Origin of the sequence: Eubacterium sp. 14-2, assembly GCF_000403845.2 — a bacterium.
Classification (GTDB): Bacteria; Bacillota; Clostridia; order Lachnospirales; family Lachnospiraceae; genus Petralouisia.
This window is the reverse complement of record NZ_KE159567.1, coordinates 1,179,905-1,194,783: the sequence shown is the minus strand read 5'-3', so window position 1 is coordinate 1,194,783 and position 14,879 is coordinate 1,179,905. Positions and strand designations below refer to the sequence as shown.

Below are 14,879 nucleotides of genomic sequence, written 5' to 3'. Positions count from 1 at the left end.
CTTGTTCTGATTACCTTTTGAATTTTAGTATCAAAAAAACCCTGATTCCTCAGGGTTTCTTAAGCTGCTGACGGGAATCGGACCCGTGACCTCCGCACTACCAATGCGACGCTCTACCGACTGAGCCACAGCAGCGTTTTTCTTACCGGATGGTTTCCCAACCGACTTGTCTAATATACTACACTCTGCATAGATTGTCAATATATTTTTACAATATTTTTGCAAATTTTCCCCGGATGCGCTGCAGGGCATTGTCGATTGCTTTCGGCTCCTTTTCCAGTACCACGGCAATCCGGCGGTAATTCATGCCGCCAAGATACAGGCCAAGAACCTGCTGCTCCAGAAGGCTGAGACTGCTTTCCAGTTTTTCCTGAATCGCCCTGGCGTTTTCCCTGTCGATAAAAAGCTGTTCCGGATTGACATTCTCAAAGGATTCCAGCAAATCCAGCAGGGTATCGGTGCCTTCTTCCCCCAGCTCCGTATCAAGGGAGATATAACTGTTTAACGGCTGATGTTTTTTCCGCTGAGACGCTTCTACCGCATGGTATATCTGTCTGGTAATACACAGGTCTGCAAAATGATAAAAAGACGTATCTTTTTCTTTCCGGTAATCCCGGATGGCTTTAAACAGCCCTATCATCCCTTCCTGGATCAGATCATCCGTATCACCGCCAATGAGAAACATGGCTTTGGCCCGTTTCCGCACCAGATACTTATATTTCTCCATAATGTAATCAATAATATCCGGCTGCCCTTTCCGCAATTCTTCAATTAACATTTCATCGGTCTGGTTCCGGTATTCGGTATCTCTCTGCACTGATTTTTCCCCTGATTTTTCGTTGCTGTTTTACTTCCTTAAGGTAATCAGTATGCTTCGCATACTGGTTACGACGGGTATTGCCCGCATGAAATTCACTTCGTGACAGCGGGCAGGCAGGTAATCAGTATGCTTCGCATACTGGTTACAGGCGTTGCCGCACAATTTCGTATGAAAGCACGCCTGCCGCCACGGAAGCATTCAGTGAATCTATTTCTCCTGCCATGGGAATGGCTGCTGTAAAATCACAGTTTTCCCTGACCAGTTTGCTGACTCCGTCTCCCTCACTGCCAATTACCAGACCGATGGGCCCTTTCAAATCCAGTTCATACATGACAGTTCCGTCCATATCAGCGCAGACAAACCAGATGCCGCGCTCTTTCAGTTCCCGGATGGTACCGGAAAGGTTGGTAACTTTGGCCACCGGCGTGTAGTTGATGGCTCCTGCTGAAGTTTTGGCCACGGTAGCTGTCAGGCCCACAGCCCGGCGTTTGGGAATAATTACGCCATGGGCTCCCGCCAGATTGGCCGTACGGATAATTGCCCCCAGATTGTGGGGGTCTTCAATATTATCAAGGAGAATCAGAAAGGGCGGCTCTCCCTTTTCTTCCGCAAGTTTCAGCATATCCTCCACTTCCGCATATTCGTAAGCTGCTGCAAATGCAATGACTCCCTGATGTTTTCCGGTCTCGGAAAGCTGGTTCAGCCGTTCCTTTGTGACAAAAGTCACAATGGTGTCGTGTTTTCTGGCTTCTCTGGTGACAGAGCGCACCGGCCCGTCCTGGCAGCCTTCCAGCACAAACAGCTTATCTATGGTTTTTCCGGAACGAAATGCCTCCATCACTGCATTTCTTCCTTCAATGGTCAGTTCTTCATATCTCATGACTGTTTTTTCCTTTCCCGTGTTCCGGCAGCCGACTGCAGGGCTTCCGGTCTGTTCTTACAGATTCCTGTTTTTTTCAGGCCCCGCAGAATCAGCTCCATCATGCGTTCTGTCTCGTCTTTCAGATACAGGTAGCCCACCAGCGCTTCAAATCCCGTTGCCCGGCGGTAATCCGCCACTGTTGCATTTTTGGCCATGGTAAAGGATTTGGCATTTCTTCCCCGTTTGTATACGGAAAGTTCTTCTTCTGTCAAATCTGGCAGCAGCGCCTCGGCCAGTTCCGACTGGGCATGGGCTTTTACAAGCTGGGCCGTTCTTTTATGGATAAAGTTCACATGTGTATTTCCCCGGCCCACCATCATGGTGCGGATAACCAGATCGTAAATGGCGTCTCCGATATAAGCCAGCACCAGAGGCGAATAGCTGCGGATATCCGCCCGCTGCATACCGAATTTTCCTAAAATATATTCATTTATGCCCTTTTCCATTTTACCCCTTCTCTGGTATCCTCCAGAATAATTCCCCGTTCCAGCAGAATGCCGCGGATTTCGTCTGCTCTGGCAAAATTCTTTTCCTTCCGGGCTGCCTGCCGCTCCGCAATAAGCTGTTCAATTTCCTCATCCAGGATTTCTTCCTTTTCCTCCAGGATAATACCCAGAATGCCGCACAGCTGTTCCATCCTCTGGTAAAGCTGCTCTGCAAGCTCCCGTGACGAAGTTTCGTCTGTTTTGGTATTGATATATTTTACCAGTTCAAATACAGCAGAAATTCCGTCCGCCGTATTAAAATCGTCATCCATGGAAGCCTCGAATTTTTCCACAAATCTGCCGCTTTCCTCCAGAACCGTTCTTTCCTGGTCCGTAATCTGTTCTGTCAGTGCATTTTTAGACAGATGTTTCAGATTTGAAGCTCCATTGCGGATTCTGTCCAGACCGTTTTTAGCCGCTTCCATCAAATCTGCACTGAAATTCAGAGGGCTCCTGTAGTGGGCGCTCAGCATGAAAAACCGCAGTACCTGCAAGTCATATTTCTCACTGATTTCCCTTACGGTAAAGAAATTCCCCAGTGATTTTGACATTTTCTTATTGTCAATATTTAAAAATCCATTATGAATCCAGTATCTGGCAAAAACTTTCCCGTTGCAGGCCTCGCTCTGGGCAATCTCATTTTCATGGTGAGGGAAAATCAGATCCTCTCCGCCCGCATGAATGTCGATTTCCTCTCCCAGATATTTTCTGGACATAACGGAGCATTCAATATGCCAGCCTGGCCTTCCCTGACACCAGGGAGACTCCCAGTAAGGCTCTCCCTCTTTTTTGGGTTTCCACAGTACAAAATCCAGGGAATCTTCCTTTTCTTCCCCGGTTATTTTAATATCACGGTGCCCCGCCTGCAGGTCATCCAGATTTTTATGAGACAGTTTTCCGTATTCTTCAAATTTCCGGGTACGGAAGTAAACGGTACCGTCTGCCGCCGGATAGGCAAAGCCCTTTTCAATCAGGGTGGAAATCATTTCCAGCATACCGTCAATTTCTTCTGTGGCCAGCGGATGGGTAGTCGCCGGCTTTACATTCATGGCTGCCATGTCCTTTTTGCACTCAGCAATGTAACGCTGTGAAATTTCCTGGGCAGTAACGCCCTCCTCCAGAGCCTTTTTGATAATCTTATCATCCACATCCGTAAAATTGGACACAAAATTCACTTCATAGCCTTTATATTCCATATAACGCCGCACTGTATCAAACACAATCATGGGTCTGGCATTTCCGATATGAATCAGATTATACACAGTGGGGCCGCACACATACATCTTTACCTTTCCCTCTTCCAAAGGAATAAATTCTTCTTTCTGTCTGCTCAGGGTGTTGTATACTCTCATAAGTTCTTCCTCCTGGTTATTTTCCGTTCTGATTTTTCAGTTCCCGCAGTTCCTTTTCCAGATCTATCACCCGGTTACAGAGGGCGGAATTCTCATGCTGCAGAATGGTAATGTCCTCCATCACCGGATCCGGCAGATGTATCTGATCCATGTCGCTTCTGGGAACTTTGATGTTATCCCGCTTTACAATTCTCCCCGGTACGCCTACCACGGTACAGTTCGGAGGTACCTCCTCCAAAACCACGCTGCCCGCACCGATTTTGCTGTTCTCCCCAATGGTAAAGGAGCCGATAATTTTGGCTCCGGCGCTGACCATCACATTGTCGCACAGGGTAGGATGGCGCTTGCCCGTTTCCTTTCCCGTACCGCCCAGAGTCACTCCCTGATAAAGGGTCACATTGTCTCCGATTATGGCAGTCTCACCGATAATCACGCCGCTTCCGTGGTCAATGAAAAATCCTTTGCCTATGACGGCTCCCGGATGAATCTCTATTCCGGTTTTCCTGGCTGCTTTCTGAGAAATTCTTCTGGCTCGGAAATAATGGCCCCTCAGATACTGTCTGTGGGCTTTTCGATAACTTATCATCACCCGAAAACTGGGATAAAGCAATACCTCCCAGGGTGTTTTTATTGCAGGGTCCCGTTCCCGGATCACTTCAAATTCTTCTTTTACATGCTTCCAGAATCCCATTTTCTGCCTGTTTTCCTTTCTGTCAGGATAAAAAAGAATGCGCTGTGCGCATTCTCCGCGCGCGAGCGGATTGCGCAGCAATAAACATCAACCCCGCGAGCTGCGCATAATTATTTTTTCTTATAGGAAAGTCATGGACTTTAACGCTTTATAGCAGCAAAGTCTTTCCTGATAAGATAAAAAACGGATAAATCCATCTCTGTCCAGAGACGAAATTATCCGCACGTTCAGCCACAGATTTCTGTTCTCTTCCTGTTAGTTTATGCAGAAACTTCCTGTTTGTCAATAGAAAAGTCACACCCACTCCCGAAAATCCAGAGAAACATCCTGCAAAAGTTCCACCGCCAGCCGGGAAATATCCATTTCCTGTATTTTCTCACTGACCGGCTCCTGTCTGCCACTGGAAACAGCATCCAGCCGGCGGCGGAATTCCGGTATCTTCCTGCAACTGTCCGTAATTCTTTCCAGCCGGCCTCCTTCTCTGTTCAGGGTAATCTGAAAATATCCGCAGTTGGCTTTCACTGCAGAATCCCGCACCTTCACGGTAAAAGAACGGGGATTCTCACTTTTCAACATGGATACAAAGGCTTCCAGGCTGGCAACCCGAAACATCATCCGCGGCCTGCTGAAGGAAATTTCACAGTCCGGCAGTGCTTTCTGACATAAAAATTCTGCTGCCTGTTCCCCGGAGGGCAATTTGAGAAGCAGCTCTTTTATCTCCGCCGCAGGTTTTTCTTCCGCTTCCAGACCATACACAAGGATTCCGCAGATTTTCTCCTCTGAAGTCAGAAGAAGAACGCCGCCATGCTCCACTCTGGTTTCCTCCAGCAGACGCTGGTAGTAGGCCCTGTCGCGGACTGCAAATATCTGACTCTTTTTCTGCAGAATATCGTTGGACAATCTTACCAGTTCCGCTATATCTGCCTCTTTGGCCTGTCTCCATTCCAGTTCCGGCATATCCGCTGTGTCCTGCCTGCGTTCCGGCTTTGGCATATCTGATATGTCCTGCTTCCATTCCAGTTCCGGCATATTCGCTGTGTCCTGTCTCCATTCCAGCTCTGCGGCTTTTAAATCGGAAACAACAGGAGGAAGTTCCCATTCGTTCTGCCTGGGAAAAAATACAAATCCCTGTCCTTCGTAATAGGCCGGGTCCGCAGGCAAAAGTATGGTAAAAGGGCAATTCTGCTGTTCCAGATCCTGCAGCAGCCTTTCCATTACCCGCCCCATTTTTCCCTGTCTGCGACAGTCCGGCCGGGTCGCCACAGCTACAATATAAGGTATCTGCCATCCTGAGCCGCAAATTTGAAAATCATAGGGATTCAGATGGATCATCACCTGAATTCTGCCTTCTTCTTCCATCACCAGAATACGGTTATCTGCTGTTTTCCACTGGTAATAATAGTCCACGAAGGGGCCGGAATCTTCCGGAAAGGCAGCTTCATATAAAATCCGTGTCTTATGTTTTTCCGGTTGGGTCAGATAACGTATGATTTCCATTACTCTTTACCGTCCGGAACTTCCGTCTGCCTGCGGCATCCGCCGCAGCCGTCACAGGCTCTTCCGCTGTCATACATGGGCAGGCTGCTCTCATACAGGCCCGCCAGCATACAGACCGCCTGAGCGGAAATCCCTTCCTCTCTGCCGGTAAATCCCAGCCTTTCTTCTGTGGTCGCTTTTATATTAATCTGATTTTGAGCAATCCGGAGGGTATGGGCAACATTCTGCTCCATCTCTTCAATAAAGGGGCGCAGCTTCGGCTTCTGGGCAATGATGGTAACATCAATATTTTCCACCACATATCCCTCCTGTCTGAGCAGTTCTCCCACATGGGCCAGCAGTTTCAGGCTGGAAATCCCCTTATAGGTATCATCCGTATCCGGAAAATGCTTTCCGATATCGCCAAGGGCTGCCGCCCCCAGCAGTGCATCCATGACAGCGTGAACTGCCACATCTGCATCAGAATGGCCTTCCAGTCCCATGGAATGGGGAATTTCCACACCCCCCAGTATCAGTTTTCTGCTCTCTTTCAGTCTGTGCACATCATACCCTGTCCCAATTCTCATATATATTCCGATTCTCCTTCTCTAATTTCCTTCGTATGTAATAAGGCTCTCCACGTTGTAACCGGATAATTTTTCTTTGCCTTTTAATCCGGCCAGCTCCATCACAAAACAGATTTTCACTACCTGTCCGCCCAGCTGCTCAATCAGCCCGATAATGGCTTCAATGGTTCCTCCGGTTGCAATCAGATCGTCGATAATGACTACCTTCTGTCCCGGCTTTATGGCGTCTTTATGCATTTCAATAACTGCGCTTCCGTATTCCAGAAAATATTTTGCCGCAATGGTTTCACAGGGGAGTTTTCCCTGTTTACGCACCGGCACAAAACTTTTATGTGCTTCATAAGCCACCGGCACACCGAAAATAAATCCTCTGGATTCCGGTCCAACCACCACATCATAATCCACGTCTTTCAGACTCTCTATCAGTCCGTCAATGGCAAGGTGCAGTCCGTCCGCGTCCTGCAGGATACTTGTCACATCCCGGAAAATAATGCCTGGCTTCGGAAAATCAGGAATACTTCTCACATAATCTTCTAATTTTTTCATTCTCGGTTCCTCCAATCCTTCCTCTTATGGTTTCTCCAAACTTTATGGCTGTTTTATATGTTCCCGTGCACACTGCAATGCAGCCTCCACAGTATCATCCATATCGAAATATTTATACTGTCCCAGCCTTCCGCCGAAAATCACATTTCCTTCTCTGCGGGCAAGCTCCTGATACTTTTCATACAGCTTTATATTTTTTTCATCGCTCATGGGGTAATACGGCTCGTCCCCTTTCTGCCAGCTTTGGGGATATTCTCTTGTAATCACGGTTTTGGGCTGTGTCCCGTATTCAAAATGCTTATGCTCAATGATTCTGGTGTACGGAATTTCATATTCCGTATAGTTGACCACTGCATTTCCCTGATAATTTTCTTCTTCCAGAATTTCTGTCTCAAACCGGAGCGAGCGGTATTCCAGTTCTCCAAAACAGTAATCAAAATATTCATCTATCATTCCGGTATAGATAACAGTTTCCGCAAGACTCTGATAATACTCCCGCTTTTCCAGAAAATTTTCCTGCAGGCGCACTTCGGTTCCTTCCAGCATCCCCTCAATCATTCCGGTATAACCGCCCATGGGAATCCCCTGATAATTATCATCAAAATAATTATTATCGTAAGTAAACCGAACCGGAAGACGTCTGATAATAAAAGCCGGAAGTTCCGTGGCACGTCTGCCCCACTGCTTCTCCGTATAGCCCTTTACCAGCCTGGTATATACGTCTGTTCCCACCAGATTAACAGCCTGTTCTTCCAGATTTTTGGGATGTTCCACTGCACAGGCCTTTTTCTGCTCCTCAATCTTTGCCTTTGCTTCCTGAGGTGTCACCACACCCCACAGTTTATGGAATGTGTTCATATTAAAAGGCATATTGTAGATTTCACCTTTATAATTTGCCACCGGCGCGTTGGTATAACGGTTAAATTCTGCAAATTTATTCACATATTCCCAGACTTCCCGGTTGGAAGTATGAAAAATATGGGCGCCATATTCATGCACCTGGATGCCTTCCACTTCTCTGGTGTAAATGTTTCCGGCAATGTGCTCCCGTTTATCAATCACAAGGCATTTTTTTCCTGCCTTTTTTGCTTCCTGTGCAAAAACCGCACCAAACAGTCCTGCACCTGCAATTAAATAATCGTACGTTTTCATTCTGTCTCCTTTTACAAACTTCCATATCCCCTACCAGTATAGTATACCGCGGTCATTTATACAAGAATTTTTTCTTTTTGAGATTCTCCTTCTGTTATCGTCAAATTTTCTGTAGAATTCTCTGTTTTTTGCAGGAAAAATGTCGGAAATTTCCCATTTCTTTCCACAATTTTAACACCCAGGAGCCTTTTGTTCTGGTATAATAAAAATGAGGTGATTGTATGGCAGTTAGCAATATTTTCAAAAACGATTATATGGAACTGTTAGAAAAATTACAAACAGAAAACCGGACTTTACTGGAAGAAAATAAAAAACTAAATGACACAGTGGGCTGGATGCATGACACCATCTGGCGCCTGGTCCGCAAACAACGTTCCGAGAATTCTTAATTATTCTCAGGCCCGGCCAGTCTAAGGACAGGCCGGGCCTGCTGCCTGAACGGCCGGCTAATCTTCTCTTTTCTTCACCAGCACAATCTTCGTAATCCCATTGCTGGAATCATCTTTTCTAGTCTGCAGTTCCGGAAAAGATTCTATGAGTTTTCCAAATTTGTGATACCCGTAATTTCGGCAGTCAAAATCCGAATACATTTTCTGAATCATATTTCCAAGTTCTGACAGATACATCCATCCGTCCTCGTCTGAATTTTCATCCAGAAGGGAAATCACCATTGCCTTTATGGATTTCAGATTGGTAATAGGCTCCGCATCTTTCACCGGAACTTTTTCCGGCTCCGCATTTTTTCCATTCTGTCTTTTTCCCCGTTCCGGGGGAGCTGTTTTTGGCTCAGGACTGCTGTTTTTGGGCTGCGGATTGTTATTTTTATACAATACGTCCAGTGTTTTAAACTGCTCGCAGGCCCTGACAAAAGGGGTAGGCGTTTTACTTTCTCCCATGCCTACCACGTGTTTTCCTGATTCCCGCAGCCGCATGGCCAGCCTGGTAAAATCGCTGTCAGAAGATACCAGAATAAACCCGTCCACCGGGCTGGTATACAGAATATCCATGGCGTCAATAATCATGGCCGAGTCAGAGGAATTTTTCCCTACTGTATAATTATACTGCTGAATGGGTGACAGGGAATTTTCCAGCAGGGAATCCTTCCAGGAATTTTTTGAACTGGAAGTCCAGTCTCCGTATATCCTTCGTATTGTGACATTTCCCAGTGTCTGGGCTTCTTTCGTTACAATTTCAATATACCTGGAAGATACATTGTCCGCATCAATCAATAAAGCGTACTTCTTTTCATCATCCATCTTACCTCTCCTTTTGTTCTGTCATTTCAGGGAAACGCTGATGAAAGCGTTTCCAGCGCCGGATTTGCGCTGCGATGCAGCAGGTTCCGCTGCAAATCTGTGCGCTTCTGCCGAAGCCTCTGAAGAAATGCTGATAAAATCAGCGCTTCTTCAGACTCCATTATAATACTTTCTTCCCCCGGACACAATCATGCATTGGAAAAAGAATAAATTTTCTGTTTCTGCACCATACTATACCGAGGTGATTTTATGGCGTCTTATGTATCTCCCGGTTTACGGGATCAGTTTGAAACCCTGTCGTCAGAGCTGCAGGACTGCATTCTGGCACGGAATGTTCAGCTTAATACCCTTCAGGACCTGATTCTGGTTCTGGAAGAAATTGTAAAGGAAGCGGAAGGCTGATGTTACCGGCTTTCTGTAAAAGAACAAATCAGACGGCTGCCATTGTTTATTACGGCAGCCGCCCGTTCTTTTACGATTTAATAGTCATGCAGCTGCCGATCTGAGCCATGGCTTCTCTTACCGGACGGCGCAGTTCTTTTTCCTGTGCGCTGCTGATTAATTCAAAGGTACTGCAAAGTCCCGCAATCTGCCGGTCCAGCTCATACAGATCTTCCCGTCTGTTCCGGTGGCTGTTGTCCTCCCGAATCCTGTTTTCCACTTTTTCTTTCAGATAATCTGTTTCTATATTTATCATATGGTATCTCCTCCTGCCTTTTGCTAAATTGTAACGGTTCCAACAATAGTATGCGCAAAATTCCTTTTTTCATGCTATAATAAAAAAGAATACACGGTGCACACTCTCGTTATGCAGCCGAATTCACAGCCACAAACACTGTCTTTTCAATCATGGAGGATATATTTATGAAACAGATTTCTTTCCTGTTCCTGCTGCTGTTGTTCTGCCTCCTTCTTTCCGCCTGCGGAAACAGTCAGACGGAAAAAGCCCCTGCCCTCGCAAAGGACTATCCGGCCGCAGACCACTTTCGAAGTCCTGTCACTTCCGTTCCGCCGGAAGAAATCAACGAAGGATTTTCTTCACCGGAACTGAATGTTCTGGAAGGGATTGAAGTGGAACTGAAAGACTCGGAAACGGAGCTGAACATTCCCGCTGATTTTATCGGCCCGGTCACTCAGGAAGATTTATCTCAGATTGCTTCTGACGCGGGCTACTCCTATGCCGCCCTGAATGAAGACGGAAGCGTCACCATGCGCATGAGCCCCAGTCAGCATCTGGAATTGCTTAAAGGCCTGGCAGATTATATTAATGAAAGACTGGAGGACATGACGGTTTCAGGAGAATATCCGGCATTTGGAGAAATCAGCGCAGACAAAGACTTTACCGTCTTTACCATTGTTCTGTCTTCTGAAAAACAGGAAACATCAAATTCTCTTTCTGCTATGACATTTTTCATGTATGGAAAACTGTATGCCGCCTTTTCCGGGAAGGAACCGGAACCCATACATGTGGAATATGTCAGCGGTGATTCCGGACGGGTCATCGAAGTCTTTGATTCTTCTGACATACCGAAGTCAGATACTCCGTAGCCTGCTGCAGCGGTCTGACCTGTTCTTTTCGCCCCGGAGAGCAGGGTATCTGCACTCACGGGACACTTATTCGCGCGGCATTGCAATAACATTTTATATGGGACAGACATTTCCTGAAATACAAAAACACTACCGATACATCTCGGTAGTGAACTTCCTGCTACTGATATTTAAAATAGCGGAAGAGGGATTTGAACCCCCGACACCACGGGTATGAACCGTGTGCTCTCGCCAACTGAGCTATTCCGCCGCAACCATATATTCTGTGAGTAACTCACAAATGGGACCTACAGGGCTCGAACCTGTGACCCTCTGCTTGTAAGGCAGATGCTCTCCCAGCTGAGCTAAGATCCCATGGTTGTCTGCAGTCTTGACTGCCGACTGCTTGACTATTATAATACGATATGAATACAAATGTCAAGAGGTTTTTACAATTTTTTTTGTAACAGTTCAAATATCGCCAAAATTATGGACAAATCATGCTGCATGAATGAGTTCATTATGACGACGATGAATGGAGGATTTTTTATGAATAAAAAGAGAAATTTCCAGCTGGTTGCTCTGGATTTAGACGGCACTTTATTCAATTCAGAAAGCCAGGTATCTGATGAAAACAAAGCTGCCATCAGAAAGGCTGCCCAGGACGGCATTACTTTTGTGGTATCCACCGGGCGCCCTTACCGGGGACTCCCACTGGAACTGATGACGGAGCTTGATATCCGGTATGCCATTACCACAAACGGTGCCGGAATTTACAAAGTTCCGGAAAAAGAATGCCTGTTTGAGAACTGCATGTCCGCCAGCCTGGCAGCAGACATTGTGGAGGAACTGCTGAAACTGGAAATCCACATGGACCTGTTCGTCCATGGAGACGCTTACACGCCCAGCCAGTGCCGGGAAATTTTTTTAAGGATTGAACGTCTTCCGGATTCCCTGAAGCAATACATTCTTTCCACACGGGAAAGTATTCCGGATATGGTTTCTTTTCTCCGGGAAAATCAGGTTCCGGTTCAGAAACTCACTTTAAATTTCCTGACAGATCCGGACGGGAACTATACAGACCGGGATAACGCCATCCGGATTCTGGATCAGTACCCGGACATCAGCTATCTTTCCGGGGGCTACGGCAATCTGGAATTTACCGGAGCAGGCATTTCCAAAGGCAGAGGTCTGGCACTGCTGTGCGGCTATCTGGATATTCCATTGAAAAACACCATTGCCTGCGGAGACAGTGAAAATGATCTGGATATTATGAAGGCTGCCGGTCTGGGCGTTGCCATGGCAAATGCCCCGGAGGAAATCCGAAATCAGGCCGATGACGTAACCTTAAGCAACGACCGCCATGGAGTGGCCGCCATGCTGGAAAAATGGACGGGCCAGCCCTCCTGACACAGGAATGAACGGTTCCTCTGATTCTGTCATGACACGGGCCCCGTTCCGCCAGCCGCAGGTGACCGGACGGGGCGTGAACGATAATATGTTTTCACCCTTTTTTCACAATTTTTTCACAGTATATTGACATTTTGAAAACTATGTTATAAATTATAAGAGACAGGATAAAGTGTGGCAATAACTTATTATTATGCAGGAATTTCCCAGGAATTTTCTGATATAATACAAAATCTCTGTCGGAATTTAATCAGGAAAGGAATGTACATTATGAGAGAAGGAAAAAAACGCAACAAAATTGTAAGTCTTGTGCTTGCAGCATTCATGATGGTTTCTGTGTTTGCTGTGGCGACTCCTCAGCAGGCAGAGGCGGCAGGTGAGCTGAGTTTAAAAGGCAAAGGAACATCTACTGCAACAATTTCAGATGAGGAATGCTGGGGTGCAACTGAAGAAGCTAATTTTATTAAATTCAAATCCAACGTAACCGGTTATGTCACCATTAAGATTTCAAATAACAGTTCTCTTGTTTCCGGTGGCGCTTACGGTTATATTACACTTAACAAAAGCAAAACCTCTGCCCTTGGCCAGACACGCGAGTATTTTGATACCAGTAAATCCAGTGTATATTATACACGGACTTACGGCGTTAAAAAAGGAAGCACCTACTACTTTAAAGTAGAAAGCGTTGGCGGTGTAAAGGTTAAAGCAACTGTGACCTCTCTTAACAAAGGTTCCAATACTTCCAGAGGGAAAGCAAAAACACTGAAACAGAATAAGACCGCAAAGGGTGTTATTATTGCAGGCGATAAAAGTGTTGACTGGTATAAAATTAAACTGACCAAAAAACAGCAGCTGAAATTGAGTTACAGTGCAAAAACAAATGGCCTTGCTGTATCTAATTCTTCTGCTTATTGTACCAGTGGAATTAAAGTTACTCTTTGCAAGAGCAATGGAAAACCTTTTATTTCCGGCAGTAACAACTATGATGCAATGAACTTAAAGTATCCCAAAGATACCACCACTTATTTTTTAGAAAATCAGTATGGCGCAAGAAGCGGTATTAATCCTGGTACCTACTATGTGAAAGTAGAACGCTATAATAAAACTTCTTCCGGATATTATACCCTTAAGTGGAAATAAGAATTACATAACGCTAACCACTTTTTCACAACATAAAAAACCATTATAACCAAAGAACCGTTCCGTCTGTGATATTCATAGACGGAACGGTTTCTTTTCGATTTTTCATAAATTTTTGTCTGGATACTACAATACTTTTCTAATCTCACAGTCATTTTCATAACGTTTTTATTATTTTGACGTTTCAATATCAATTCTTCCATCTTCTGAAAAAATAACTGCAAAGCATGTGCTTTTTCCTCTTTTCTTTTTCTGTTTAAAGCGTGCGATATAATTGGCAAGAGTATTATATCGTGCGCCACGCCCCGGATCACCCCTGACCACTGCATCTCCATCCAGAATTGCACCAATTGCACTGCACATTCCATCCAAATTTGCCATTAACGCACCATCTATGGCGGTGATTCCCATTATCATCCCATCTTCCTGCTCCATGAGTTGAAATGCCTTCACCTTATGACCCCTGTTCAAACTAACCAGACGTTCTATTTCATCTTTCAAAGACTCTTCATCCATAAAAACAATAGAGGTTCCATGAAATTGTCTGGAAAGTTTTTCAATAATCTTCTTAATATTCTCTCTTTTGCCATCATCAAGATCCATTTCATTCAGTCTTTGGATATGTTCCGGTTCTGCTTTTCCCAACTCCGGAAACTGATATTCTCCGTCCTGGTAGCAAAGTACATCTTTCCCTTTTATAATGACTTTCCAGTTCAAATGTCCCTGAAACTGAATACATGCCTGCGCAATCTTTTCAAAATCTTTCTGTCTGACAATCTCCCGTATTACATATTCTGTCATTGATATCAGAATTCCATGGCCATCATGAGCCGCTTCCATCAATTTTCTTACGGTTCGCAGATTTTTCTCTGAGAGCTTATATTTTTCTTCCCATTTTTTATCTGAACTGCTACCTTCCAGCCGAACACATGGCACATTTGAAACCATATCATCCGGAACAAAATATAATCTTGTGTTCAAGGAACGCTTTTCATAAAACTGAGAAGATATCTGTACTAACAATTGCCAGGGAGGAAGCTGATTCTTCTTAAGTATCTTCTTTACGCATTCATTTCTCAGTTTTTCACCATCCTGAATAAATCCGAAAAAATATGCTCTCCTTCTGTCATTTAACTTTTTTCCTTTTATCCAGCTGGAACTTACATCTTCTAATACCTCAATATAAAGATAATCTGCAAATTTTTCCTGTAACTCGTCCAATACAAGTTCTGCCAATGCCACTGCTGCTTCAGACGTCCCCTTCCCCATAAACACCCAACAGACAGCCTTTTCCTTTCCCCAGCCCTGAATACGGGAATCTTTCAAAACAGATGTTTTTTCAGCCAGTATTTCAAATCCCTGTTCTCTAAAACATGCTGCACAACCATTTTTCTGTTCTTCATTAAATATATATATCTTAATTTTTTCCTTTAACTCTGAAAAGTTTTTTTCCAAAAGATATACTGCATATTTGCAAATATTCAGTTCATATATTTGCCTTCCTGCTTTTTCCAT

Annotated in this window: 18 protein-coding genes and 3 tRNA genes; 6 read left to right on the top strand and 15 right to left on the bottom strand. The window is 45.1% G+C overall.

All coding sequences use genetic code 11. The annotated features are described in order from the left end of the window. Window positions 1-62: 62 nt before the first annotated feature. The 10 genes from C805_RS12685 to glf form a co-directional block, all read right to left on the bottom strand. Window positions 63-135: transfer RNA gene (locus tag C805_RS12685), tRNA-Thr, on the bottom strand. 73 nt (window positions 136-208) lie between these two features. Then, window positions 209-817 carry an RNA polymerase sporulation sigma factor SigH gene (gene sigH / locus C805_RS12680; protein WP_016214256.1) on the bottom strand — a complete coding sequence of 203 codons (609 nt, stop codon included), beginning with the start codon at window positions 815-817 and terminating at the stop codon, window positions 209-211. Window positions 818-962: 145 nt separating this feature from the next. Then, the gene (gene rlmB / locus C805_RS12675) at window positions 963-1,700 is read right to left on the bottom strand and encodes a 23S rRNA (guanosine(2251)-2'-O)-methyltransferase RlmB (protein ID WP_016214255.1); all 738 of its coding nucleotides are present in this window, start codon (window positions 1,698-1,700) and stop codon (window positions 963-965) included. Next, window positions 1,697-2,188, bottom strand: coding sequence for a Mini-ribonuclease 3 (locus tag C805_RS12670; protein WP_016214254.1), 492 nt, complete (start codon window positions 2,186-2,188; stop codon window positions 1,697-1,699). Before C805_RS12670 ends, rlmB begins: the two co-directional genes overlap by 4 nt. Then, entirely contained in the window at window positions 2,173-3,579 is a 1,407-nt protein-coding gene (gene cysS, locus C805_RS12665) for a cysteine--tRNA ligase (protein ID WP_016214253.1), read from the bottom strand. The genes C805_RS12670 and cysS overlap by 16 nt, the downstream gene beginning before the upstream one ends. 16 nt (window positions 3,580-3,595) lie before the next feature. Continuing rightward, complete coding sequence (gene epsC, locus C805_RS12660) at window positions 3,596-4,270, bottom strand: serine O-acetyltransferase EpsC (RefSeq protein ID WP_016214252.1); 675 nt, start codon at window positions 4,268-4,270, stop codon at window positions 3,596-3,598. Window positions 4,271-4,564: 294 nt separating this feature from the next. Further along, on the bottom strand, window positions 4,565-5,767 hold the full coding sequence (locus tag C805_RS25160) for a GNAT family N-acetyltransferase (protein WP_016214251.1): 1,203 nt from the start codon (window positions 5,765-5,767) through the stop codon (window positions 4,565-4,567). Then, the gene (gene ispF, locus C805_RS12650; protein ID WP_016214250.1) at window positions 5,767-6,333 is read right to left on the bottom strand and encodes a 2-C-methyl-D-erythritol 2,4-cyclodiphosphate synthase; all 567 of its coding nucleotides are present in this window, start codon (window positions 6,331-6,333) and stop codon (window positions 5,767-5,769) included. Before ispF ends, C805_RS25160 begins: the two co-directional genes overlap by 1 nt. Before the next feature lie 21 nt (window positions 6,334-6,354). Then, window positions 6,355-6,879 carry an adenine phosphoribosyltransferase gene (locus C805_RS12645; RefSeq protein ID WP_016214249.1) on the bottom strand — a complete coding sequence of 175 codons (525 nt, stop codon included), beginning with the start codon at window positions 6,877-6,879 and terminating at the stop codon, window positions 6,355-6,357. 42 nt (window positions 6,880-6,921) lie between these two features. Then, window positions 6,922-8,031 (bottom strand): UDP-galactopyranose mutase, encoded by a 1,110-nt coding sequence (gene glf, locus C805_RS12640; protein WP_016214248.1) that lies wholly within the window; start codon window positions 8,029-8,031, stop codon window positions 6,922-6,924. Between the two features lie 221 nt (window positions 8,032-8,252). On the opposite strand from glf, the gene C805_RS26325 reads away from it, so the two are divergent. Beyond that, complete coding sequence (locus C805_RS26325; protein ID WP_016214247.1) at window positions 8,253-8,420, top strand: hypothetical protein; 168 nt, start codon at window positions 8,253-8,255, stop codon at window positions 8,418-8,420. A 57-nt stretch (window positions 8,421-8,477) separates the two neighbouring features. Here C805_RS26325 and C805_RS12635 read toward each other — a convergent pair whose 3' ends face one another. Beyond that, window positions 8,478-9,287 (bottom strand): NYN domain-containing protein, encoded by an 810-nt coding sequence (locus C805_RS12635; protein WP_016214246.1) that lies wholly within the window; start codon window positions 9,285-9,287, stop codon window positions 8,478-8,480. Between the two features lie 40 nt (window positions 9,288-9,327). On the opposite strand from C805_RS12635, the gene C805_RS27325 reads away from it, so the two are divergent. Beyond that, the gene (locus C805_RS27325) at window positions 9,328-9,453 is read left to right on the top strand and encodes a hypothetical protein (protein ID WP_256379635.1); all 126 of its coding nucleotides are present in this window, start codon (window positions 9,328-9,330) and stop codon (window positions 9,451-9,453) included. Between the two features lie 83 nt (window positions 9,454-9,536). Continuing rightward, window positions 9,537-9,689 (top strand): hypothetical protein, encoded by a 153-nt coding sequence (locus C805_RS26675; RefSeq protein ID WP_016214245.1) that lies wholly within the window; start codon window positions 9,537-9,539, stop codon window positions 9,687-9,689. Between the two features lie 70 nt (window positions 9,690-9,759). Here the strand turns inward: C805_RS26675 and C805_RS12625 are convergent, their stop codons facing one another. After that, entirely contained in the window at window positions 9,760-9,984 is a 225-nt protein-coding gene (locus C805_RS12625; protein WP_016214244.1) for a hypothetical protein, read from the bottom strand. A 167-nt stretch (window positions 9,985-10,151) separates the two neighbouring features. Between C805_RS12625 and C805_RS12620 the strand changes: the two genes are divergently transcribed. Continuing rightward, the gene (locus tag C805_RS12620; RefSeq protein WP_016214243.1) at window positions 10,152-10,835 is read left to right on the top strand and encodes a hypothetical protein; all 684 of its coding nucleotides are present in this window, start codon (window positions 10,152-10,154) and stop codon (window positions 10,833-10,835) included. Between the two features lie 176 nt (window positions 10,836-11,011). Here the strand turns inward: C805_RS12620 and C805_RS12615 are convergent. Both C805_RS12615 and C805_RS12610 read right to left on the bottom strand, forming a co-directional pair. Continuing rightward, window positions 11,012-11,085 (bottom strand) — tRNA-Met (locus tag C805_RS12615). Window positions 11,086-11,116: 31 nt separating this feature from the next. Beyond that, a tRNA-Val gene (locus C805_RS12610) sits at window positions 11,117-11,189 on the bottom strand. A gap of 174 nt (window positions 11,190-11,363) precedes the next feature. On the opposite strand from C805_RS12610, the gene C805_RS12605 reads away from it, so the two are divergent. Both C805_RS12605 and C805_RS12600 read left to right on the top strand, forming a co-directional pair. After that, window positions 11,364-12,224 (top strand): Cof-type HAD-IIB family hydrolase, encoded by an 861-nt coding sequence (locus C805_RS12605; RefSeq protein WP_016214242.1) that lies wholly within the window; start codon window positions 11,364-11,366, stop codon window positions 12,222-12,224. A 270-nt stretch (window positions 12,225-12,494) separates the two neighbouring features. Continuing rightward, window positions 12,495-13,364 (top strand): hypothetical protein, encoded by an 870-nt coding sequence (locus C805_RS12600; RefSeq protein ID WP_031200991.1) that lies wholly within the window; start codon window positions 12,495-12,497, stop codon window positions 13,362-13,364. A gap of 171 nt (window positions 13,365-13,535) precedes the next feature. Here the strand turns inward: C805_RS12600 and C805_RS12595 are convergent, their stop codons facing one another. Then, on the bottom strand, window positions 13,536-14,879 hold the full coding sequence (locus C805_RS12595) for a hypothetical protein (RefSeq protein WP_016214240.1): 1,344 nt from the start codon (window positions 14,877-14,879) through the stop codon (window positions 13,536-13,538).